We start from the raw sequence: 17,653 nt of genomic DNA, 5'->3' as shown, positions 1-17,653 counted from the left end.
CCGCGCGATGAAAATTACGATGAGATATGTCAGTTATTTGCTTATAAGGTGGTACCACATCAGTAGTAAGAAATGGTACGAAGCAGCGATCGGCAGTGTCCTTTTCATGCTCTGTTGCTGTTGTGCCGCGGCCGCCAGGCTGAAAATAAACAGGCGTTTGAGGCAGCAGATGCGTGACAGGATCAATAGATTAAAATCTCTATCGATTGAAAGCGCGTTTAAATTAATTACTGCTGCACTAAATATAAATCAGTTCTATATGGTGCAGGTCTTTAAAGCTTTTCTGATTTTTCTGCTGAAAAAATAGCAAGCCCGCCGCTGTATTGGCGAAGCTTAATCATTATTACTCAGCATCGTATTGGACGTTATCGTCGTTGCCAGGGCGGAGGCTATGGTAGCGTTAATAATGTCCATCGTATATTTGTTAACCTTAAAGACATCCCACCTGCCTGTTATAACAGTTGCTGGCTGATCGGACATAGTAAACCCTACCGATAGATAATTGCGTCCTGCAGTATGTTCAGGCTTATTTTCTGTGCTATTTTTCATTAGCTGGGTGGGTTGCAGTAATTTCGTTGAAGCACCCCATTCAATTCGCTGCAACAAGGTCTGAATATGATCGCCGCCTGTGGTAAAGACAACGTTGGGCTGGTCATTGATTTCTGGCATCTGCACGCGGGCGGCAATACGCGTCCTGAAGAAGTAGCCCAGATGGATGTGAATCTGATTTACGGTATTCACTACTGCGATGGCCGCGCCGCACGTGCTGGTGAAGCCAGGGATGAGCGGGTACAACGCAATTACGAACCCGGCCAGGGCGAAGTTGATATTCACGGTTGGCTAAACGCGGTACGTGCCACTGGCTATGATGGTGTCTGGACGCCGGAATGGTTAAGTCCACATGCGTGGGAAAAAGATTTATTTGAAACTGGCCAGGCCAGTATGCAAAGCCTGAAACAGTACGGTATTACGGTTTGAATTCAGCGCCGCGTCATCGTGGCGTTAATAATAACACACCACAGTGATTATTTCAGAGAAGCCTCGCTTAGCTCTGGAATATATTTATCAGTAATAAACTCCTTCTTCAGTAACAGATAGTCCAAAACGGCGTATTTACGTAGTTATATTGAAAAATTAACCTTCCGCCTCTTATTTTTATTCTAAAAGCGTAATACATATATGGCAACGCTATTTTTATAAAGCCATTTTAATTTACCAAATACAGGCCCCCCTCCATTTATATCATTGGTGAGTAACCGTTGAGTTTATTAAGGATGCGAAGGAAGGTAATTAGCCCGGTCCAGGTAAAGCGCACATTCGGGGACTCCTACTTATGATATAGTATAATTTAAATAAAAATTGATCATAAAATGTCCATTCTTTTAATTTTGAGATGACTGCATAGAAACCTGACACGACTCAAGAAAATTCTATAAAGATCATCTATCTTATAGGTAGAATTAATCATTGCGGTTACAGAAAGGCTTAATTTCAGCCTGGCTGGCTAACAATTATGCGAAATGTTATTCGGCGGTCTACTTCAATTACTAAATAAATTAATCACTTATAATCGAAACGAATTTTCACGACTCACAGATACAGTGTCTAAAGTAACTAAAAAGGGATCTTAAAATGCATTGCATAAAAGGGAACACCCGTTCGGAGGAAGTAATTTGAATACTTATTTCACGATTGAGGACAAGATGTTAAGTCCGGAATCTCGTGTTTTATTTTTGCTCCTGAATGATAAAAAAGGACAAAAGATCATTCTCTGGACCGAGTTCGATGCTGGTTTGATGATCAGTAGCGAAGTATTTTTATATCGCGATCGGATTTTTTTTAAGTCTGCACAAAGAGTAGCATCAGTCACCACTTTAAAAACCTACCGTTACTCTGCTGATCACTGGAAAAACATCAAGAGCTATGGGGGATGTGAAAGGCATATCATAAATGGTGTATGTAAGCATAAAATTATTTGCAAAATACCCGTCTGCCCATATAAAAAATCTAAAAAGTATCCTGAATAAACGAGAGAGTAGAATAGATCATGTTAATAACGGCTTTGTTGAATAAATCGAACTTTTGCTGAGTTGAAGGATCAGATCACGCATCCTCCCGACAACACAGACCGTTCCGTGGCAAAGCAAAAGTTCAAAATCACCAACTGGCCCACCTACAACAAAGCCCTCATCAACCGTGGCTCCCTCACTTTCTGGCTGGACGATGAAGCGACTCATGCCTGGTATGAGTCGGCAACGCCTTCATCACGGGGAAGACCTCAGCGCTATTCTGACCTTGCCATCACCACCGTCCTGATGATTAAACGCCTGTTCCGGCTGACCCTGCGGGCTGCGCAGGGTTTTATTGATTCCATTTTTGCCCTGATGAACGTTCCGTTGCGCTGCCCGGATTACAGCAGTGTCAGCAAGCGGGCAAAGTCGGTTAATGTCTGTTTCAAAACACCCACCCGGGGTGAAATCGCACACCTGGTGATTGATTCCACCGGGCTGAAGGTTTTTGGTGAAGGCGAATGGAAAGTCAAAAATCACGGCAAAGAGCGCCGTCGTACCTGGCGGAAGCTGCATCTGGCCGTTGACAGCAGAACACATGAAGTCATCTGCGCGGACCTGTCTCTGAACAACGTCACGGACTCAGAAGCTTTCCCGGTTCTTATCCGGAAGACACACAGAAAAACCAGGGCAGCCGAAGCAGACGGCGTTAACGACCCCCGACTCTGTCACGATGAACTGCGGCGCAAGAAAATCAGTGCCCTCATCCCGCCCCGAAAAGGAGCGGGTTACTGGCCCGTAGAGTACGCAGACCGTAACCGTGCAGTAGCGAATCAGCGGCTGACCGGGAGTAATGCCCGGTGGAAATGGACAACAGATTACAACCGTCGCTCGATAGCGGAGACGGCCATGTACAGGGTAAAGCAACTGTTCGGAGGTTCACTGACGCTGCGTGATTACGATGGTCAGGTAGCAGAGGCTTTGGGCATGGTGCGTGCGCTGAATAAAATAACGAAGGCTGGTATGCCAGAAAGCGTGCGTATTGCCTGAAAACCCGGTCAGCTACAGAGTCACTCGTCCTGAAGCTGATTTATTCAACAAAGCCGTTAATAACCTGAGCCGCGCTAAAATTTTACTCGTAGGGTCAATAACATTTTGTATTTAACCACACGCTTTGCGAAGCCAGCCATACACTTCATCGCACGCATGTGGTTCAACCTTTTACATCATGAGACCTGCAGAGTCGCGACACGGATCTGTTTCTTGCCGGGCGATACCTGTCCGACTGGCCATAGCACCCTTATCCTTTGTGTCTTACCCGGACTTTTCCCCGATGCTTTATCGGTCATGGATAGAACGTCTGGCGCGATTGACAATAACGGATTGAAAGGGTGCGCTCCATAATGCCGACAGAGACAGCTTAAAACTTAGGACATCACCACATTGCACCACAAAGATTTAAACCTACCAAGAGCATAAGTTTAACGCTTTAACATTTTCAGGCGGTGTCACTGCTTTCAGTAACGCCTTTATCTTGTTTATTGTATGGCAACCGCCTACATGCCGGCAGGGGCAGGAACAGGCTTTGGCTGGGTTCATCTCTATACCCCAACATGGCAAAGATACGCTTCGGACTTTCTGCTTTTATGCTCCAGAAACAGCGGTAAATTGTCAATACCGATCGAATTCTGACCCACCCTGCCAAAGTAAAACTGACCCACCCCCTTTGAATCATTCGAGCGTTGTTGCTTTCGTTTTCTTCTGGAGTTGACCGCTTTTCAGCTTATCTTTCAGTCGATAGCTTTGGCCGCTGATTTGGGCGATATGCGCATGGTGAAGCAGCCGATCCAGCATCGCTGCCGTCAGTGTCTCGTCATCACCAAACGTTCCGGACCACTGCGTAAACGGCAGGTTGCTGGTCAGGATCACGCTGCCTGACTCATACCGTTTAGCGACTACCTGGAAGAACAGGTTCGCCTCCATTTTACCGAACGGCAGATATCCCACTTCGTCGATGATCAACAGCTTAGGTTTACCTACGACGCGGTTCAGGTAGCCCTTCAGGTCACCCTGACGATGTGACGCCATCAGTTGCAGCATCATGTCGGCGGCGGTAATGAACCGAATGCTTAAACCCGCCATCGCGGCCTTATAGCCAATGGCGGTCGCCAGGTGCGTTTTGCCGACGCCAGAAGGCCCGAGCAGGACAACGTTCTCCTGACGTTCGATAAATGTCAGACCCGCCAACTCCTGGATCTGACTTCGTGGAACGCCACTGGCATAGGCGTAATCGAACTGCTCCAGTGTTTTTATCACCGGCAGGCCTGATAACCGCAAAATGGTCTGGCGACGCCGTTCGTTCTGGCCATCATGCTGGAGCTGCAAAACGGCTTCCAGGAAGTCGGCATGCGTGCCGCTGTTGTCGATGGTCGCCTGTGCCACACCCGGCCACTCTGCCGGCAGGCGGTCGAGCTTGAGTTGCTCGCAGAGCGCGGCAATACGATCATGTTGAAGGTTCATGCTGGCACCTCGAGCAAGGCCTGGTACGTTGCCAGAGGATGTTGCAGGCTCTCGGTCGGCACCGGACGCTGGCTGAGCGCTGGGACAGGTGCAGGCAATGCCAACGTGACCTTCGGTAACGGCAATAGCGCAGCACGCTCGCGCGGCATGCGCTGCTCAGGCGGTACGCCTGTGGTGCCATGCACTCGTGTGTTCGCGACGGTGACCAGCCACTCGCCGATGCGTGTGTTGGCAGCAGGTACATCCAGTACCAGCCCGGCCTGCCGGAAGGTCGCGGTAAGAGGCACGATAAAGCTGTTCTTGAGGTAATGGTTAAACCGCTCAACCTTACCCTTGGTCTTGGCGCGATAGGGTCGGCAGACCTTGGGAGTAAAGGCATACTTCTCGGCGACGTGCATCAACTGCGGGTTCCAGCGATGCTTACCGGGGCCGTAGACATCGCGCTCAATGATGATGGCCTTGGCGTTGTCGAACAGCAGCTGATGCGGCGTCCCGCCGAAGAACCTGAGCGCAGACTCAATGCCGTCACACCAGGCAGCGGAGTCCTGGTTGCTGTAAAACTTGACGAAAGTCGCGCGGCTCCAGCCCAGCGTGGCGACAAAGGCCAGCAATGGGTTATGACCGAGTCTGATGATGGTGAAATCAACTTGCATCTGAAAGCCAGGCTCGGTCTCGAAGCGTGTTACCTCTTCAGTGACGGGCTGCTTAATGGGGTGCAGGAAAGCGGTCAGCATGCTGTAACCACCCTCGTAACCACGCTGACGGATCTCGCGCAGCAGCACACTGGCGGGTATCCAGAGGGGCCTGGCAGCGGCCACGCGCTCAAGGATATAGGTCTTGAACGGGTCAAGCTTGCAGGGTCTGGGTGCGCGAGGCTTGTAGCGCATATCCGCTACGGGCAGCGGGCTACGAATATATCTGCGAACGGTCTCACGAGAGCATGAAAGCTGGCGCGCGATGGCGCGTATCGACATGCCCTGACGGTGTAAAACACTAATCTCCACTCTGGTCTCCAATGTCATCATTGGCAGTGCCTTAAAACTGCCATTTTTACCCTAGGTGGGTCAGATTTACATCGGCAGGTGGGCCAGTTTTACATCGGTAGCGACAGTAAATCATTCAGCGAAACGGGTATAGCTGCAAAGCCAGTTACCATAGCGGCAGCGACAAAAAAGGTAAAAAGGCAGATAGCGTGCGTATGATTACACTTTGCTGTATGCGCTACAGAGCAAACTCTCGGCAGGCTTATCTGCTCTGAGCAGCACCTTACTTCTTCAAAAGGTTTCCCATCGTATGCTGAAAATCCACTCATTGAGTAACGAGCATTGCTTATCAGGACGAATACAGGTTACCCGGCATCAGTAATAAGAAGTTTCCCGTCGTATGCTAAAAAGCGCTTCATCCGTATGGATGTCTTGATATTTTCCTATTAAAGTCAAAAAATTAATCTGGTTACGTTTTGAAAGGTTAAACAATGCAGGTTATCGCTCGTATGCAAATACATGACTACTGCTATGAATCGCCTCTGTAAGAAATCTCGTTGTAACGATAAGGTTGTTATAAGGTGAACACCTTTTAAATTCCATTTAACCTATTGATTTTAAAATAATTAATAATCAAAAGCGAGGTAATAAAGGTTGGCGGTTGTATGCTGTAGGTTATCGCTTATATGCAGTAATCACCTCATTTTTCATTGAGGATACGCTAAGCGAAAACGAGCGGGTTTCAAACAAAGGTTATCAGTTGTATGCAAAAGGTTATCGCTCGTATGCTGTAGACACCTGTATTTATACGAGCAGTTGTTGAGGACAGAGTAAACATAACGCAAACAACTGCCTGATTGCATCCAGAGGTTATCAGTCATATGCAAAGGTTATCGGCCGTATGCTTAACCTGTTAATTCCGACAACACTGCCCGCTTAAGGTTAAGCTAAATAATCCATTAACTCAGACATAATGCATTTAAATATCAAGCATTTGAAATAAATTTCCCCTCTGTCCCATACGGAAAGGCGGCATGGATTGCATAAAGTTATCAGTCATATGCCGTAAGGTTTCCTGTCATATGCTGATCAGCGAATTCTCAGATCAGTTTAATCAAACTCTTAATGCTTTTAACTGTTTGTTATTGCAGACTTTAGTAAATATAACATCTTAAATTTCATGGTCGGATATGACCAGCAAATCGAGGCAATAGGTTATCAGTCGTATGCTAATGATGTAGACATACAATACTATCTGTTCCGAAGGTTATCAGTCATATGCTGAATACATAGGATCTTGCATTCAGTTAAGAGAGATGAGAGAAGAGAGAAGAGTTATTTTGTTGGATAACAGGAACATCTCATTCATATCCTTTTGAATAAGCTGTAAATTTTAACAAGGTTGGCGGTCGTATGCTGCTTACTTTACTTATCAGCCAGTCATTCAGAATCAAGGCTGATAAGGATCTTGGCGATTTCTTCTTCACTAAAACCCGAGTCTTTGAGCTTAGTGATTTTAGAAATCATCTGTTCATCGACAATCTGCGGCTCAGCCATCCCTGAATCGCTGAGCTTTGGTGACTTATCAGGGATCAGATTTGGATTGCGCTTAGTAATGTTGAAATACACCGATCGTCCACGCTTAAACTCACTGTATTCGAGGTAATTGATTTCTTTCAACTCCTCCAGGGCCTTACGAACGATATGGTTCTGATAAGCCGTGCGGGATTTCAAACGAAGCCGTTCACGCAAGCGTTTCATAGACACAGGCGCTGGATTCTTGGGCAGACTCTCGATAAATGTGTACAGGGCTTGTGCTGATTCTTTTCTGGGCAAATGATCAATAGCTTTGAGACGCAGATAGACTTTGTAATCCATCTGATAGAGGTCAGAAAGGCGGGGATCCCCTTCGATCTCAACTTCATTCTTCGTCATGCTGTAATGAGCGCTATTAACAAGGCCGGTAGTCAACGAGCCGGTGTCATTACGGAATTGTATGGTTACGCCGCGTAAACGCATGAGAGAGTCATCTATGCGCTTTTTCATATCTTTATTAGAACGCTTCGAGTCAAATCCACAGTTCTGCAGGAATTTTGTGAAAGGTAACTTCAGCTTACCTGCAAACGTGCCATTATCATAAATGGAGCGGATGATCCCCAGCCAGACCCTGAAATCTGTCGCCATATCAAGGCGTTCAGATCGAATGGAGATGTCTTTGTACCCTTCCCTTTTAACCACTTCCAGATGATAAAGATCTTCAGTAGCATCAACCGTCGATTTAACAGTATTTACCGAGCTCTTCGCCTTCGCATGGTCAGTATTGGGAACAAAAAGCCCGAGTCTCATTAGCGCTACAGGTTGCACCGTTGCGTTAGCCGTGGGATTTAAGTGGACAACCTCTCCCGTTTTTTTATTCACTTCGTCCGTCATACTATCTAAGTCTTTGACTTTCTTGGTCATAACAAAGATTCACTTATTAACAGGAAAAACCGCCCTTGCATATGACGGATAACTTTACCAGCATACAAGCGGAAATCAAAGTGCATATAACCGATAACTCTTAGCATATGAGCGAAAACAAAATGCACCTGACTGATAACATTTAGCATATAACTGATAACCTCGATCAGGGATTAAGCCAGTTGTGACAAGCTCTACGAGGATGCGGGGATCGTTTTGGTAGTTATAGGATCGTATTGAGATCGTATTAAGATCATACTACTGGATCTACCCTGTTAATTATGGGGATAACTCGATCCTCAATTCTGATGAAGGAATAACATAACCAGCCACCTGAAGAACAGACGTGCGCTACGTTAGCAGATGGAGACCCATCCTGATTTATTGCCAGAGCATCAAAATCAGGCAGTATCCGCAACAAAGAAGAAACTTTCACAATGGTAAGGTTAATTTGATAACGTTTGCCTCCTCAGCTTGCTAACAAAGCAGCAAATTTCTTACATTACGCCATAACTGAAAGATCCACAGCAGCATTTAACAAATCCGTATTTTCCACCGCGCCGCGGTTATCAGGCTGTCCCAAAAATGTATTTAGCGTGCGTTTCTGTTCACGTATAGGAAATTGAAACTATTTCTGCGCCAGCACCAGCAGAAGGTGGTTGAAATTTGACCACCATTCGATTCGTATGCTGCAGGGACTGTCTGCGCCATGCAGACTGGTGATGATTTGTGCTTTTTCTGGCCATTTTTCAGGCTGACAGAGTGCACAAGGCAAATCTTCCCTGCGTCAGACCGGGATATACCTCATCAGGCTTATCTCCCGCGCGTGGATTTTCAGCCCCTGAACATTCAGACCCGCCACCGCCTGACGGTAGACCATACGCCCACCGCACAGCACGCATTCGAACGGATCACGCCGCAGGAACGGCTTACTCATCTGCGCATAGCATACCTTCGGCACCGGTTTCTCCATCCCCAGCGCGCTATAGACCACCGGCAGCTTCTCTCCACATACCCGATTGGCCAGAAAGCCAAAATACCGCACCATCCGGAAGAACTTTTCCGGGACGTGCTGTTTCAGCCGCGCCACAATCTCATGCTGTGTCAGCGTTTCCGTCGCCTGCTTACCCGTATTGTGGTCGTGGTAGCGGAAGCTCAGCGTGGCACCGCCGGCATAGTGCGCCAGCCGGGAGCCCGCTATCGGCGGCTTTTTCAGATACCGGCCCAAGTATTTCACGGTGTTTTTGCCTCCTGCCGTCTTCTTTGATATGTACACATGCCAGTAGTCGCCTCCGGCGGTCAGCACCAGCCTGCGCCACTGTGATGCTGTGGTGATGTGTGTCAGTGACGGCGGCAGCGCGATACCTTCAGACCAGACGCTCAGCAACATCTGACGGATATTCCACATCCATCGGACGCGCATGGTGTCCTTGCGGAAGCTAATTTTCTTCCACTTACCGTGCTCATCGGTACCGCCGCAGGTGACGGAGACGTGAACATGGGGATGCCAGTTGAGACGACGCCCGTAAGTGTGAATGGCACAGAAAATACCGATATCCAGCGCCCGTTTGCCGGCGGCGTACAGCAGGTTATCGACGGCCAGGCGGCAGAGGTCGTTGAGCAGCCAGCGGTTGACCTCAAACAGGGGCCATAGCGTGTCGGGCAGGGTGTATTCAGTCGCAGTCCGGCAGGCGGTTGAGCTGGGCGGCAATCCACAGGTCGGTTGCCTTTTCCCGCAGGAGGGACAGGCGCGGCTGTGGCAGGCATTAGTGATGTATTTTACGTGGTGACAGCCGGGATTATCGCAGTCATATTCCTCCACGCCGGTGATGCGGGTCCATAGACTTCATCAGCTTAATCCAGTCCCAGTTACGCAGGGAGAGCCGGAGAGTAGGACGGTATCGATATGTTTACGGGTCATCATGGGGAACGGTCCTGAGGAAAATATGTCGTCAGATCATACATATTTTCCTCAGGTTATGGCAACTCAGGGGCCGGCTGATGGTGGGATTTTCAATTTGCAGCCGTCAGGCTGCCCTGTTCTACTGACGCAGCCAGATACGCAGTGTCTCCGGGGTACAGCCGATCTTCGGAGCGATGGAGCTGATAGCGGCCCACTGTGAGTCGTGGTCGTTCTGACCTTCAATAACCATACGTACGGCCCGCTGACGGACCTCCGGGGAAAAGCGCGTATTTTTTCTCAAAGAGTTTAGTCTCCAGGATTTCCAGGGCGATGCAATGCGCTGATTGCCGGGCTGAAACTGGGATAACGGAAAAATCTGGGGTTCCGGCATAGAACCCCAACCACATTGACATAATTTAGCCATCCGTGCACCAACGCCCATCAGACCCCAAAGAAGGTTGCAAAAAATTCTCCCGCCTAGGATGCAGGCTGGCGGGAGCAGACAGGTTATGTGACTGTCAGATTGATCTCAGTGCTCTGACTTCCCTGAGTCTCAGGTAAGCATGGCGTCCCGGGAGATAAAATGGCACCACAAACCCTGCAGTGCTATGTCCCACTTCTCGGGCCGCCGAACGCAGAAAGGGTACGGCGGCTCTGAAACCTAGGCGCGCTAATGCAAAACCGGTTAAACCTTGTTTTGCACTCAGCAGCAGTGCGGTTTTAACCGCCTGGAATCCAGCCATCCCAATTTTGATCACAGGAACAACTGTTGAGACTACAGTAAGGACTAAATTTGCTGTATCCCAAAACAGATCTTCCCAGCCAGGAGAATAGGTTGGATCATGAATCATTCGCTTAATGGTATCGTGATAAGGGATCATACTCCGGATTTCATCAAAAAAGTTTTTATCCAGAAGTGACTTCTTATCTGCATTTATTTTTTTTTCAATCGTTTTCTTAATCATCCCATGCATTAATTCTTCAACTGTCTTATTAATCCATGTACTACTGCCTGTGGATAATGAAAAATTTTCGGCCTCCAGTGGCTCCCGGTCTGGAAATAAATCGCCAAGATATAAGGTGGCATTTCTCTTCATTTTTTGATAATCAGCTAATGAAATTTCTGTTATCGTTGGTGCCATAGGTCCTTCCATTGATTCAACCAGAAACCAGCGGTAATCCTGGGTCTGTATAATATGAGCAACGATATTGGTATGTACTCCAACTTTTGGTATTGTCACAGGCTTGCGCATACCTATCCATTTTTTAGGATTACTGGAGTCCCTTGCTAAAACCCGATTAAAAGTTCCGTTACTGGTAAAAGTAGAAAAAGTAATATCTTCAATTTTTTTTATTTTACTAAGTGGAACATGAGTCTGGTTAGGATCACCAGCCTGATTTAATAAACGTGACTGTGTGAGCATGCTTGCATCGTTCACCAGATGCTTCTGTATATATTCATTGAATTGCGCATAATAACTGTCAAAACTTATACAATTATCAGAGCGTTGGAATTCTTTTAAGTGCAGACTGAATGTTCGTGAGTTTTTAGCATAAAAATCACGGAAAAAATGAATATCTGCTGGAAGATTTTTGTCCTTATTGAAAATATCGAATGTTTCCATCACTGTTCTGGTTGGTTTTCCCCATTTCCAGTTTTCATCACTATATTTATATGAACAACTTTCATCAAAACCTTTTTCAGTAGAACGTTTAATAAAATAAAAATAAATGACTTCCAGATCAAGAAGCCGGCTTTGAATATTGCCATTAACACCTGTTATTGAACTGTCCGTCTGCAATATTTCAGTGGCGGCCTGAAGAATATTGTTATCACTAAAACCGCTAATATTAAAGTGCTCCATATACGAATCCATACGTAATAAATGGCGCATGGCGGCGGTTCTGGCAGACAGCACCAGCGAAGTGGTTAATTTACCGTCAGCAACAGGAAGCTCCAGATTTTCCAAATCTCTGTTGAGATGGTAAAATTGTGCTTTACGTTCTTTAATTCCATGTAAAGCAATCTCCTCTTTACTAATATAATCATCGCTGAACTGATTTTCTTCTATATACTTCATTAGCCGAGAGTTGGCTTCTTTTATCAAATTATCATATGTTTCATTTATACTGTTAACAGTGATTTTTTTGTTTTTAAATTTACTGAATGCCTGTTCTTCCTGTGCACGCACTGAATAGAGTACACTGGCATAGAAAGCTGAATTAGCGACTTCTGGTTTATTTTCATCCTCTCCATCACCATATACCTCATGATAACCAATGATAAATTCATCTTTATCTGCTATGGTATTTTCACCATGATAATTATTTATATTTTTAATTAATTTCTCTGTTTTATACAGTACAGATTTATTAATGTTTGAAACTCTTTTATGCTTTCTATTAATGGAGCTATCCTGATCAACTTTTTTTTTACTAGGTTATTTTTTTGTTCATATATTTCACGGAAATATTCAAAATATTTTATCAAGATTCTAAATTTGGGATGATAAAACCATCTTTCATATATAATGACATGATTCCGATCAATTTTTGTTAATGCATCTTCTAAACTGCATTTTTTTTCATTTATTGTTCCTTCTTCATAATAAGTTACATAACTTGATTTATTAATAAAATCATTCAGATGATGGCGCCTTTGTAAATATCTGATAAAGCCCGGAAAATCATTTTTATATTCACTAACAATTCTGCGTTCAGTATATTCTAATTTACGATAAAGATCTTTAGCTATACGAATTCTTTTTTGATCGCGTCGGTGATATTGCTGAAGATCTTTAGCCAGCCTTTCTGGGAGGGTAGATGGCAGTTTATAATTAATATGTTGTTCAACAGAATCACCAGGCCCTGTGATTAAATATCTGTGTAGTGATATATCTTCATGATATCTTCCACTATCGGTTTTATTATCATATATAAAACGTTTCACCATGATTTTATTCAGGCTATTAAATATAGTTATTTTATGTTTTTCTTCCATGCGATGAATGAAATTACCTAACGTAAGATGAACAGGTACAGTATTTTCTTGTATATATTGTAGATCGCGATAAGTATAAGAAAGATCATGATAAACCACGCGTTTTTGTATATGATGCTCAGGAGCATGATTAAAAGCAGTTTTTTCGAAAAGTTCTTTTTCATCATTTGACAGTTTTGCTGAAAGCGCATTAAATTCTTCATCACTCAGCTGTATTTTCGGGAAGTCTTTTTCCTTTGCCCCTGACGACTCAGAACGAAGATACCATAATAATCCAGGGATAAAAATACCCGCAGCAGCCATCATAAGTGGGGTTTTGTATTGGCTGATAATTCCGGTCTTATTGGGTTTAGTTGTCTCTGGCAAGCTTAACAGCGTCTCAGATTGTTCACCTTCTCCATTGGTTGAAAATACTGTTAAAGGGGTGTCTGCTGATAGGGTTTCTGTGTATTTATTTTTTTTGCATGTTTGCAGAGTTTTATAAGCGACAAATGCCCACCAGGTCCCCATAAGGGTATATTCAGCATATTGCCGCCATGGGTTATTTATTTCATCTTCTTCATTCTCTTCCAGAAAGTCCAGAATAAAACCATCATATAGAGTGATGATATCATTATAGGTATCCTGTATGTGATCGATACCTGTTTTATCCACATCTGAGATCAGATTGTGATTAGATACAGAGAATTGTTCACTATCAATGACGGTTTCTGCTGTTTCACTATTAGGCGTCGTCTCGGGTAACGGTGATGCATCGACAACTTTCCAGGGGAAAATGCTATTAATGGCATTATCGAGTGTTTTATCGACTGTTACCAGCCAATGAGATGTACCGTGGGCAATATCGCTCAGGCCCCATCCCTCAGCAGGAGAGGGCATGGCTTTTTTTTGCGTCTGATCAGGTGAAACAGCGCCACTTATCATCGCAGAAAATCCAGCTATAAGCGCCTCAGCTGTCCACTTTGTGATTTGTGCAGACAGGTCATGGCGCAGTGTCACGATGCCGAGATCGGTGCTGTTTGACAATGTATGAAGCATTCGGTTAGCCCATGTAATCAGGTTTTCATTCTGCATGGGAATGCTGATATCTGCCTTCTGTAGTGCAGGCAGCAGCGGGATAAAATCGATAAGGGTGTTGAGATAGGTCCATTCTGGTACATTGATCAATTTTTTTAGCTCAAAGCTGATATGACATAATTGACTTTTTAGCTTATCCGGATCACTTTCCTGAAATGCCTGATAAATTTTCCATCCTAGTAATAAATTCAAATATTGCTTATAAAAGTTGATGTCTTTTTCGCCAGCGTTACTTCCTTGCAGGATAATATGTGTAATTGTTTCTTCCCAGCTATTATGTTGTGCGATAGCTTGTGCCAGTCGCAGTGTCCTTTCGCCAAGAGGATCTGTCATGGGGGCAATAAGCGATTCGGTCAGTATGCTTAATATATTTTTTGTGATATCAGAGCAGCTTTGGTTCGAAAGTAAACTATTCCAGAGTTGCCAGCCACTATTCAGAAATTGTGGAATGGGACCCATGTAAGGAATGGCCATTGATGCAGCAGAGTGCAGTCCCGCAGACAGGATATTTTTTCCCTCGCCTGTCGTACATAATGATGTGAGAATTGTATAGCACTCTTCTCCTTTACTTATTTTTATCAGCATAGTTAATAAGTGCGTTATCTCATCTATATAGAGATTTTCACGAAATGCACTACTAAATGTACTGACTCCTGGCATATTACCCAGTAAATGGTATGCACTTTCAATCTGTTCACTCAATGTTCCATTTGCCGGGAATTCAGCGGCACTTTTAATAAATGCTAACGGTGCTTTTCCAGTAACGGGTTCAATATAGGGGGAGAGTTCAGGGTTAGAAATTCCTTCTAATAACCAGCTCAATTGTTCAGCCGATGAACCCTGACAGGGATAGTTTTTCAGTACAGACAGGCTTTTCCCTAAATCCAGTAAGGGCTGCATAGAATTTACCAGCGAGGTCGACTTAAAAAACAGGTCAAAATAGTGTTCTGCTGTACTGTTCTCTGGAAGTGAACATAAGTTATTAACCAGCGACAATCCATTTGCCAGTAGATGCAGAATATTTGCAATATTACTCCATTGGGCAGAAAGTTGATTCCCGGTTAGCGAAGTTTTTTTTATAGATAAAGAAACAGAATTTAGTGTTTCTGTAATTGATTGTAATAGAGAATCCTGCTGATATAAGTTTTGCAACTTATCCCATATGATAGTTGTATCAACCAATAATGAAGAGAACAATTTGATATATTTTTTTATATCAGAAGAGGATATATTTGGGGCTATTTTATCCAGTTGATAGCCCAGCTGACGTAGCTTTTCGGTCTTTCCTGATTCAGGATCCTGGTAAATAAGAGTTAACTTGTTATATATATTATATCCCGTATATAGTTTGTTAAATTCTGGGATAATTAATTCTCCCGTCATGTACATCACGGTGTCCATTACTAGGTTAATCAATACACCTGTTATCGTAGATATATTTTCTTCGGGTTTTGTTGTGTTTGATAGTGAAATCTCAGAGGGGGTTATACCCTCTTCATCTGAGTTTTTATTACAGGACAAGGTAACATATTCTGATATATCCGCATCAGTTGTATAAAGTGAATGGGATAATATTTCAAACACCTGATAATCCAGAGATAAAATATCTTTTTCCTGACGTAACCATCCGACTATGTCATGAGCTAACTGAATTTTCTGCTGACTGTATTTGTCGTCAATACTGTTAATACTGAGTAGAATATTGGTAATAACATGGTTGCCAATGAGAAAGGGTTTTATATTATATATAATATCATTAACATCCACGTTTTGTAAGTCTATCTCAGATAAGTCAACGGAATCAGATAAATTGTAGTTTGTGAATATCTGGCCTAAAATAGTTTTTTTATATTTTATATCATCTTCACTATAGTTATTATTTTCCTTTGAAATTGGTTTTTTTAATTTTTCTAAATACTCATTAAACGATGAGTCAATGTTATGATTTAATGTTGTATTGTTTTGTGCAGGACGTGGTAATGAAAAGGTGTTACATCTATTAATAAATTGAATCATCAGTACCTCTGAAAACATTGGATTAATACAAGCAAGTGTCGGCTATTATAGAATAATTTTATTAACATTTTCTGTCTATAAAATATATAAAAATAAATTGTGATAATTGTGATGAGGAAGGTAAATATTTGTGGTAAAATTTATCTGTACTAATATAATGAAAGTTAATTAATTTAATTGTTTTTTTGTAAAGTCCTTCCGCGTTAATGCTTAAATGATTGATTTTTATATAAAATGATGCTATCAATTAAAATTTCTGGTAAAAATAATATTTTATTAATCCATTTAGAATCTGGGGTTCCGCGCCCATTTCCTCCAAAAGTCCCATCTTTCACATAAAAAATATTATTTATCATGTAGTTAATTTTTATTCATACTCCGTGTCATCTTCATCGCTTAGTGGATCCACCCCCTCCAGAAGACTATTCAGATTCGTGATCGCTACTTGATCTTCGTAAGAATAGTTCCCACCAAGGAGAATGTGTCTCCATGCTACTGGTGCTAAGTTAGCCAGAACGTCTATCACTTTTTTATTATTTTCTTTTTCAAATTTCTCGACCAGTCCGGATAATATTGCTGAGTTATAGTAGATTACACAATTAGCTATCAGTTTCGCGCAATCGTTCCATTGATCTATCTGATAGTCATCGCCACCACGGAATTGATTTCCGTTGACTGATGCTATTGCTCTTCTTAGTTGATTATAAGCTTCACCTCTGTTCAGAGCCTGCTGAAAAAATTGCCTTAAAGTTTTATTGTCAGCATAGTCCAGGACATAGATGCATTTTATAATCCGGTCATACTCCCGGAGCGCTGCTAATGTCTTGCCACTACGCTTTGCATTAGATAATTTCTTAACTATCGTACTTTGGACGGTTATTTTTCTGCTTAAAGACAAATAATATGCTGGATGTTTTCCTATTCCTGTGCAATGAGCTTAAAATTAAATTGCTTTTTAAGCCTGATAATAATTTGCTCATCCTCCAGTATAACCTCAAACCACTCATTAAATGCTTTTTTGAATTTTGCATAACGTGGTGAAAACTGATAACCAAACATATCCAGTATCGCGAAATTTACGTTATTAATACCATGATTATCAGTAGCTAATGGTTTTGGCTGTATTTCACTGGTGTTTTTATATAACAGGTTAAATGCAAAGTGTCCTTCATATTCATTTGGAGAAATGACCACAGTTGCCAATGGTACATGATTAGATACCAGTGTCATCGCAGAAACACCTTTTCCTTTTCTGAAATACTTGGCAGAATAACGGGCTTTGAATGTATTTTTTCTGCAAGTGTGCTTCTGTCCATCAACACTTCCAAATGGAGATTCTTCATTTATTGTCCAGTATTTATACACCGAAAGGTTTGCAATTGTGTCAGATATTACTGTGTTAGCTATTCCAGTTGTATCGGGGTGAATGAATTTGTCATTTACATCACGTAGTATGCCAATACTACGGTCTGATGCAGTCGCCATTCTATGAACACCATAATTTTCTCCGTTACCAAATATACAGGCAAGAAGATTATTACAGTCAGCTTCCAGACTATTCTTTCTGGATGATACGGCATTGAACACAGATAAAAAATCCGTCTCATTGTTTACATACTTCATTACGTCGACTATCCCGATATTTTTTATCTGATTGTAAATCGGATTATCGATGTTGGTCTTC

Annotated in this window: 11 protein-coding genes and 1 pseudogene; 3 read left to right on the top strand and 9 right to left on the bottom strand. The window is 43.2% G+C overall.

The window, feature by feature from the left end; translation table 11 throughout:
* The first annotated feature begins 597 nt into the window (after positions 1-597).
* The 3 genes from H2P46_RS19950 to H2P46_RS19940 all read left to right on the top strand — a co-directional run bounded on the left by H2P46_RS19950 (position 598) and on the right by H2P46_RS19940 (position 3,059).
* A complete protein-coding gene (locus tag H2P46_RS19950; RefSeq protein WP_275092442.1) occupies positions 598-978 on the top strand; it encodes a sugar phosphate isomerase/epimerase family protein in 381 nt (126 codons plus the stop codon).
* Positions 979-1,673: 695 nt separating this feature from the next.
* Positions 1,674-2,027: a hypothetical protein gene (locus H2P46_RS19945; protein ID WP_193406578.1), complete on the top strand. Its 354-nt coding sequence runs from the start codon at positions 1,674-1,676 to the stop codon at positions 2,025-2,027.
* A gap of 63 nt (positions 2,028-2,090) precedes the next feature.
* Positions 2,091-3,059 carry an IS5 family transposase gene (locus tag H2P46_RS19940; protein WP_193406577.1) on the top strand — a complete coding sequence of 323 codons (969 nt, stop codon included), beginning with the start codon at positions 2,091-2,093 and terminating at the stop codon, positions 3,057-3,059.
* A gap of 681 nt (positions 3,060-3,740) precedes the next feature.
* Here the strand turns inward: H2P46_RS19940 and istB are convergent.
* The 9 genes and pseudogenes from istB to H2P46_RS23280 all read right to left on the bottom strand — a co-directional run bounded on the left by istB (position 3,741) and on the right by H2P46_RS23280 (position 17,592).
* Positions 3,741-4,529 (bottom strand): IS21-like element helper ATPase IstB, encoded by a 789-nt coding sequence (gene istB, locus H2P46_RS19935; RefSeq protein ID WP_193403211.1) that lies wholly within the window; start codon positions 4,527-4,529, stop codon positions 3,741-3,743.
* Entirely contained in the window at positions 4,526-5,554 is a 1,029-nt protein-coding gene (gene istA, locus H2P46_RS19930) for an IS21 family transposase (RefSeq protein ID WP_193403243.1), read from the bottom strand. Before istA ends, istB begins: the two co-directional genes overlap by 4 nt.
* A gap of 1,398 nt (positions 5,555-6,952) precedes the next feature.
* Entirely contained in the window at positions 6,953-7,972 is a 1,020-nt protein-coding gene (locus H2P46_RS19925) for a RepB family plasmid replication initiator protein (RefSeq protein WP_193406576.1), read from the bottom strand.
* 787 nt (positions 7,973-8,759) lie between these two features.
* On the bottom strand, positions 8,760-9,794 hold the full coding sequence (locus tag H2P46_RS19920; RefSeq protein ID WP_420846551.1) for an IS91 family transposase: 1,035 nt from the start codon (positions 9,792-9,794) through the stop codon (positions 8,760-8,762).
* A gap of 223 nt (positions 9,795-10,017) precedes the next feature.
* Positions 10,018-10,176: pseudogene (locus tag H2P46_RS19915) on the bottom strand (transposase); the annotation flags it as partial.
* A gap of 217 nt (positions 10,177-10,393) precedes the next feature.
* A complete protein-coding gene (locus tag H2P46_RS19910; protein WP_193406575.1) occupies positions 10,394-12,067 on the bottom strand; it encodes a hypothetical protein in 1,674 nt (557 codons plus the stop codon).
* Positions 12,068-12,216: 149 nt separating this feature from the next.
* The gene (locus H2P46_RS19905) at positions 12,217-15,969 is read right to left on the bottom strand and encodes a hypothetical protein (protein WP_193406574.1); all 3,753 of its coding nucleotides are present in this window, start codon (positions 15,967-15,969) and stop codon (positions 12,217-12,219) included.
* 367 nt (positions 15,970-16,336) lie between these two features.
* On the bottom strand, positions 16,337-16,867 hold the full coding sequence (locus tag H2P46_RS23285; protein WP_275092441.1) for a Tn3 family transposase: 531 nt from the start codon (positions 16,865-16,867) through the stop codon (positions 16,337-16,339).
* A gap of 20 nt (positions 16,868-16,887) precedes the next feature.
* The gene (locus tag H2P46_RS23280; RefSeq protein WP_275092440.1) at positions 16,888-17,592 is read right to left on the bottom strand and encodes a Tn3 family transposase; all 705 of its coding nucleotides are present in this window, start codon (positions 17,590-17,592) and stop codon (positions 16,888-16,890) included.
* Between the last annotated feature and the right edge of the window lie 61 nt (positions 17,593-17,653).

The sequence above is a fragment of the Mixta mediterraneensis genome, assembly GCF_014946725.1.
Taxonomy (GTDB): domain Bacteria; phylum Pseudomonadota; class Gammaproteobacteria; order Enterobacterales; family Enterobacteriaceae; genus Pantoea; species Pantoea mediterraneensis.
This window is presented reverse-complemented; position numbering and strand designations above follow the sequence as displayed.